General features: G+C 49.1%; 5 protein-coding genes. All 5 read right to left on the bottom strand.

Annotated features, from left to right (window positions below):
* Positions 1-278 precede the first annotated feature (278 nt).
* The 5 genes from E2980_RS23460 to E2980_RS23440 all read right to left on the bottom strand — a co-directional run bounded on the left by E2980_RS23460 (position 279) and on the right by E2980_RS23440 (position 6582).
* Positions 279-1484: an IS4 family transposase gene (locus E2980_RS23460; protein ID WP_167747239.1), complete on the bottom strand. Its 1206-nt coding sequence runs from the start codon at positions 1482-1484 to the stop codon at positions 279-281.
* Positions 1485-1822: 338 nt separating this feature from the next.
* Positions 1823-2167, bottom strand: a complete 345-nt coding sequence (locus E2980_RS23455) for a hypothetical protein (RefSeq protein WP_135154632.1) — start codon at positions 2165-2167, stop codon at positions 1823-1825.
* Positions 2168-2298: 131 nt separating this feature from the next.
* Positions 2299-3732, bottom strand: coding sequence for a DUF4179 domain-containing protein (locus E2980_RS23450; RefSeq protein WP_135154631.1), 1434 nt, complete (start codon positions 3730-3732; stop codon positions 2299-2301).
* Complete coding sequence (locus E2980_RS23445) at positions 3698-4252, bottom strand: sigma-70 family RNA polymerase sigma factor (RefSeq protein WP_135154630.1); 555 nt, start codon at positions 4250-4252, stop codon at positions 3698-3700. Before E2980_RS23445 ends, E2980_RS23450 begins: the two co-directional genes overlap by 35 nt.
* A gap of 74 nt (positions 4253-4326) precedes the next feature.
* Entirely contained in the window at positions 4327-6582 is a 2256-nt protein-coding gene (locus E2980_RS23440; protein WP_135154629.1) for an alpha/beta hydrolase, read from the bottom strand.
* Positions 6583-6734 lie beyond the last annotated feature (152 nt).

Raw genomic sequence — 6734 nt, 5'->3', positions numbered from 1 at the left:
TGAAGCGCTGATTCGCAAAAACATTTTGCCGATTCGACCCATTCGCCCAGGGCAGAAGAATACGCGCAAAATCCGCTATAAATCAGCTGTCAGCTTCGTCTACAGAGTAGCATAATTCGTATCACATCACTAGACATGCGTAAAACCTAACATAAGTAGCAGATCTTCTGAAAAGTAATATTTTTACAGTTGGTTTTTTGCGAGATAAGCAAAAAAGACAATAACCACTTAATCGTAGACGATTACCATTTAATTCCATATGATAAAACCGTTTGTTGTCATTCTAGAATGATTTTTACCGTCTTTCGCTTTGTTCCTGTCCACCGCGGTTTATCTGGGGGCTCAAGGGATTTCTGCCTACCTCTCGAAGTGCTTCGAGGCTTCCTTTTCAATACCCGTTTGAATGCGTTCCAGGTTTTCATCGCGTAATAGCGTAGCTTCCGAATAAAGTCCCATAGACTGAGCTTTGACTCAGATTCCAGATGAATCAACTCACATAACAGATACGTAATGATACCGATATAAAGCTGAACCCATACTGCGTGGGGACTGTTATTGTGGAACTTCACTGCCTTCAAATGCTGCTTGATCCACTTGAAGAACAATTCGATTTGCCAACGACAACGGTAAATTTCACTAATATCTTCAGCCGTTAGTTCCTTACGATTGGTTAGTACATCGTACATCTTGCCTTTGTTATCTTGAAACCGCACAAGGCGAGCTCGGAAGGTTTGGCCGGAGACCTGATCCAATATTTCTACATCGGCATCGCAGATGACGTGACTGTCCTTCGAAACGGAGCGTTCATGCAGCACGGTATAACGCGTTTTTGCTTTCAAGCGGGCGACAAACAGCACGCATTCCTCTATCCACCGTTTGAAATTACCGTAATGAACATAGCCTCGATCAAAGATATAAGTCGTGTCTTTTTGCGTGACCAGTCGATTGACCGCTTGCATATCCGCTACCCCAACAGTAGAAAGGACGATTTCATCGGGGATGTGGAAGTCGGATTCAAGCGAGAGCAGCCGAGTGTGAATCTTTACTCCCTTGTGCTTATTTTGAAAATACGCCCAATCCCCCAATACGGACGGAAGGGACAGGGTGGTAGAATCAACGGGAGTCAGATTTCCAAAATGCCGAATCCCCTTAGCCCCACGCTTTCGCAATTTGAGTTCCTGAGCCAATCGGGCGAATAACCACTCGAGATAAGCTAAGGGGATGGAATTTAACTTTCGATTTAAGGACGATTCATTAATCGAAGTGATTCCGGTATAGGCCTGAAGATCTTTGTTGGTTTCCAAGTTCAGTACGATGTCTGCAAGAGCTTTCCTTTGTTGAAGTTGTCCTTCGACAAAAAGAACAATCGCAGCTCCCACTGAAAGTTTTTTGGTGTAACGGTCTGTGAAGGGACAATGAAACGGTGAAATATCCAATAGATTTAAACAGTTGCATAGAACTGATTTTTGCGTTATGTTACCCATGGTGGCTCCTTTGTAGAGGAAGTAGGGTAACACGCCTACACCTTTACAATAGGAGTTTTTATGTTGCTTCACCAGAGATATTTCATCATAATTTTACATAAATAGTAATAAATTGAATCTATTTTATTCATGTTAGGTTTTACGCATGTCTAGTGGTATCACATGAACATTTTTTAAGCGGATCTTCCATCCGCTTTGTTTGCTGTACTCTTTTTCCTTGCTTGCACCAAAAAAACAAACGGCACAGGGCTTTTCCCCATGCCGTTTCGGATTCCATTTTTATTCCCTGTCTTGTCTTTGAGTTTAACTTAATGACATTGGTCTTCCGCCCCATTCTTTTATTTCTGCCCATGCTCGGAGCTATCGACGGTAAAGCCAACGCGCTCGGACACTTCGATAGTGAGCGTCGCGCTCTGCGGATCGTACGACATCACCGGACAATCCAGATCGCTTAGCCACCATTTATGGTGACTTCGCAACTCCTCGTCATCCTCGTAGTAGAAGAAATGTATCTCCTGTATCATACTCTCGAGCGATGCCGCCAACTCCGCTTGCACGTCCGCTATCTGCATTTTCCACCCCCGAGGCGACTGCTCCAACGTGAACTTGCAACCCAGCTTAGATGTATCCAATAAGGCTCTGCCGACGCCGCCCTTAATGATAAGCTTCCTCTGTAACGCCATGGTACCCTCCCTCTCCTTATTTTCCTTTGCTTGCATTACTTCCATAGTAACACATCACGGGGTATTCTCTCGAATCCCTCCCCCGCACGCACTGTCCCACGAGGTAGATTCAGACCCCGGGAATGCCCGTTTTATTTAATCCGCACTTTGTAAGGCGCATGAATGAAACTCGGGTAGCTGCCGACTTTGAAAGTAAGCGGCTGCTCGTACTTCTTGTCGTCCAAGTAATAGTACATTTCCTGCTCGTTTTTCTCGCCGGTCGAGCTTGTCGACACCACGGTTCCGCCAGGAATATATGCTTGTTTGTAAGCTTTACCTGAAGCGTCAATAAAATCACCGCTAATGACATTGTATCCCCACATCCCTGCAGTTTTTTCTTTAGCCGCGAGCTGCAAGGTTATTTTCTTGTATTTTCCGAATGGAGTGACGCTCTTCAGCTTAAGAAAACCGTCCGGCGCCTGTAGAAGCTTCCGCTTATCGGTATCGATGACGATATCCATCTTGCTTTTGTCCAAGGCGCGGAACCATTCTCCTTCCAGATACAATTCCATGGGCTTGCGGAAGTAATTGCTCTCGAAGTAGATCGTTGTCTTCGAACGGAAATCCCCGAAAGTCATGAACGTCTTCCAAACGCCGCCTTCCTCGTCCGTCATCCGGATATCCGCAGGCCCGAAAACCTGTTTGCTATTCGACTCATCCACTTCGACGTCGACCGCGATCTTTAGCGGGTAAACCGTCGCTTTGGTAAATGTGATTCTCTGACCTTCTACTGTTATGGTTTGGTTCAAAGAATACTCTTGCTTCAGCCCCTCGAATTTCTTACGGTCGACGGGAATGTTTACTGTGTAGAGATGATTTACGACGGGGTCAGGGGTTGACTCCGGCGGTTCGGTCGCCTCTAAGTCTACGGGAACATTCGTCTCTCCCGCGACCAGTGCAGTGGTCAGCACCATGGTTTCCGGAAGCTCATCCCCTTCTTGTAATTGAACGTCGATGGTCCCCCTGTGAAACCCGATATCCTTAGTTTCGATTCCCGGTGCGATGTTGCCCCAACTGATGCCGCGTGCGAAATCCTTCCCATTGGCATCCATTAATCGAGGTCGTTCCAGAGTAAGCCGTTCATTCGAGGATTGGTTGTCGACGGAATAGAAGATAACGGCCCTCGTGTCATCCGCGATAATCCCTTCGACCGTTAGCTTGATGCCTTTATATTCATCCGATGCACCGATGGGCTGGAAAAAATCATTGTTTAACGCTAATCCGATCCCACGGTCGTTCGATTCCCGTACAAGGTTCACGATGGCTTCCATTCCCGGAATCTCCCGAAGGAATGACGCGAACACGGGAGAGATCCGAATCGTAGTGACGCAAGCGATAAGCAACAAAGCCATCGCGATTCCCGACCATGCTCTTCGGCGGATTCTTGTCGTTGACTTCTTGCGACGAGCTTGGCCCTGAACTATTCCTTTTCTCAAGTATTCATCGATATTGTCGGGCATCAGCACATCTCTTCTGGATAAGCCGGCGGCGTCAAGCTTTTCTTCCAAGGAAATTAGGTTGGACAAAGTCACCGCCCCCTTCTCTGCCAATATGAGCGCGCAGCTGCGTTAGAGCCTTGTTAAGCCACGTCTTGATCGTTCCCTCGGGCTTCTTCAGCAATCTGGCTATCTCCGTCAGCGTCATGTCGTGATAGTATTTAAGGATGATGATATGTTGCTGTTGAGGGTTCAACCGTTCTATGGCAGCCTCTAACTCCAACCGATCATCCAGCGTCGCATGAGGATCCTTATTCGGGGAAGCTTCTATCGGAAGGGAGGATGCTTTACTCATGCGTTTCTGTTCGTCGATGCAATAGTGAATCAAGATCCGGATAAGCCACGTGTGAAAATATTGCGGTTCCTTCAGCTTGCGAAGCTTCGCGTAAGCACGACAAGTCGCCTCTTGCAACGCTTCCAACGCGTCCGATTCGCTTCTCAAATACGCGAAAGCAATCCGATATAGACGCTCCTTCTCGCCGCTAACGAGGAGGAAGAACGCTTCATCGTCGCCGGATTGGGCGGCGCGAACCAACTGCTCAGTCGTCATGAAGCTTCCTCCCTTTAGCTATTAGACTGATGAGAACGCCAAACGGTTTTGCTTTCTTTTCGATTCCGCTATTCTCATTCCCGCATCCACCCCAGGTCGTCCAGCATGACCTTGCCCGGACTGCCATTGAAGATGAGCGTCACCCTCGACCAATCGGACAGGTCGAATTGATTGTTTTGCTTCAAAAAGGCTTCAAGAGGAAGCCCGAACGATTGAAATACGGATTCCTCAGAATTCTTGTACTTCCCTTCTGAAAACTCATCCTCCATACCCGGGAGCCAAGTGAAACGGGTCGAGCTTTGCCGATTCGTGACCATGAATTGGCTTAGCGGCAACCTTGCGGCATTCCCCGAGCGGTCTACGACCTCGACGTCTATGGATATGCCCGCTTCTTCTAGCGATTCATTTTCCAATAACTTGTCTTCTTGCAGCCCATCTTCTATTTCATGCTCTATATACGCGAGTGAAAACATCAGAACATCTTCATTCGACGGTTCTTTTATCACCGAGGAATCCAGAAGAACCGAGTAAGAGCCCCCATTCTTCCATTCGATAAGCATGCCTTGATCTCCCTTGCTCTTCCCTTGCCGGTCCAGAGCTTCCGCAAGGCGCCAGTCGGCTAGACCGGATGCTTCAGCCGTCACCCCCGGAGAAAGGACGGCTCTATCTTTCCCATTGAAATCCGCGATCCGCTCAAACCTTCCGCTCTCATATTGATTATAATAACGAGTTTGCGGCAGAAAACTTAAGCCTAATCGGTAATCGAGGAACAAAGGCTCATACTCCTCGTTATCGCGTAACGCGGTTTCCAGGAACGCCGAGACGTATGCTTCGGCGACCTGTCGCTGATCCTCCGCCGCAAGCAACTCGGGAGGACGAACGAACAGACCCGTCGGCCATGCATTATCCGATCTGCCCCACATCGTATTAAATTGGCTGTGGTTGGCATCCTCTATATAGAGCGAAGCCTTAAACGCTTCCGAATTCGGCGAAAAAGCAACCCGGCCATATTGCCTGTCGCCGTAGAAGTTAACCAGATCGGCATCTTTCGCGCCTTGAAGCGTTAAGTAAGATACGTCCTTCAGCTCTGTTCGCTTGCCCTCTACTTCGGTATCGGTTGGCGCCAGGGCGACTACCGCTTGAATCGAATAGCTATCCTCTTCAGGCAAGCTCTTGTCCTCCGGGAACCATTGCTTTCGGTCGGCGGCCATCGCGGCTGCCTGCCCGCCGCGGGAATGCCCGAGCATGGCAATGCGCCCAAAGTCCACCCGGCCGTGGAAAGGCGATTCTTCCCGCTGACTGAAAACCTGAAGCTGCCGCACATGCTGAAGCAGAAGCCAAGCGCGCAGCTTCATATCTTCCTTGGGAATGCCCGACCATACCGAATAATTCAGGAAATTCTCGTCGACCGAGATGGCGATCATCCCTCTGCTTGCCAATAGTTCGCCCAAATAGCCATAGCCCTCATCCGAGAATTTTTCCATCAGGTGATTGCCATGCACCATAAGCACGAGCGGGAAAGGCCCGTCTCCCTCCGGCATCCACACTCTTCCGTTTAAGGGAAGCCGTCTCTCGTCGAAACCCCAGAACTTCTCCCGCAGCCATGGCCAGTTCTTGATATAGTCCGATGCATTGACCGACACCGACAGCTCGTCCGTTTCATCTCCGAATTCCGAGCGATGCCGATCCTTTCCGCTGCCGTAAGTGAAGGAACGGTATGCATACTCTCCCGGTTCGGACGGATCAGGAAAACTCGAGGCTTGTGCGTGCACATCATTACCATCCGCGCGATCCGCGGAATTCTCTATCGTATCGAGCCTAACATAGAAGCCTGCCATTACGATTACAGCCATCGACGCAGCCCACAGTGCCACGCGACGCCTTCCGCCAACTCTCGCCAACAACCACGCCAACAACCCCAACCCCGCAGCCGTCACCGTAAAAAGGACAGAGTAAACAAGCGCACCCTTCCAGCCGAATTCGGAAAAGTACAAAATAAAATAAACGAGTACGTTCATATACAAGAAACTTCCCGTTGTAAACCGAGGAACTCTCGCGCCTATGATCGCTAACACAACGGTTATAAACGCAGCCGAAAAGGCCATTGCAATCGTGTTCAAAGCTATCCCTGTTACAACATCGAACAACGACCCGAACCCGGTCGACATGCCCATGGCGGCAACCGCAACAGCCACGCAGCTTAGCAGCCACATGGAAACAACGGCAAACCTCCACAGCCCCGTATCTCGCGTATATTTCCCGGTCAACCGCCTGCCAACCCACAAATCGAATCTTTTCTTCCTGCTTAATTCGATATATTCAAGGTTCATAGATTTCTTCGCTCCAGTAGAGACAAGGTAGAAGTCAGACTTACGCTCTACCTAATTATAAACCTAAGGGAGGATGTTCACGTACTCCAATGTCTAGCAAATCATTTGATAAAGGGGGGAACGTGTGCGGGGTGCGGGGTGCGGGGTGCGGG

Origin of the sequence: Cohnella luojiensis, from assembly GCF_004564235.1 — a bacterium.
Classification (GTDB): Bacteria; Bacillota; Bacilli; order Paenibacillales; family Paenibacillaceae; genus Cohnella; species Cohnella luojiensis.
The sequence above is the reverse complement of the archived record's forward strand: the minus strand, read 5'-3'. Positions and strand labels throughout refer to the sequence as shown.

What these genes read in the sequence shown, in the direction of transcription:
- E2980_RS23440 (WP_135154629.1), bottom strand. Translation starts at nt 6,582, where the DNA reads ATGAACCTTGAATATATCGAATTAAGCAGGAAGAAAAGATTCGATTTG.
- E2980_RS23445 (WP_135154630.1), bottom strand. Translation starts at nt 4,252, where the DNA reads ATGACGACTGAGCAGTTGGTTCGCGCCGCCCAATCCGGCGACGATGAA.
- E2980_RS23460 (WP_167747239.1), bottom strand. Translation starts at nt 1,484, where the DNA reads ATGGGTAACATAACGCAAAAATCAGTTCTATGCAACTGTTTAAATCTA.
- E2980_RS23455 (WP_135154632.1), bottom strand. Translation starts at nt 2,167, where the DNA reads ATGGCGTTACAGAGGAAGCTTATCATTAAGGGCGGCGTCGGCAGAGCC.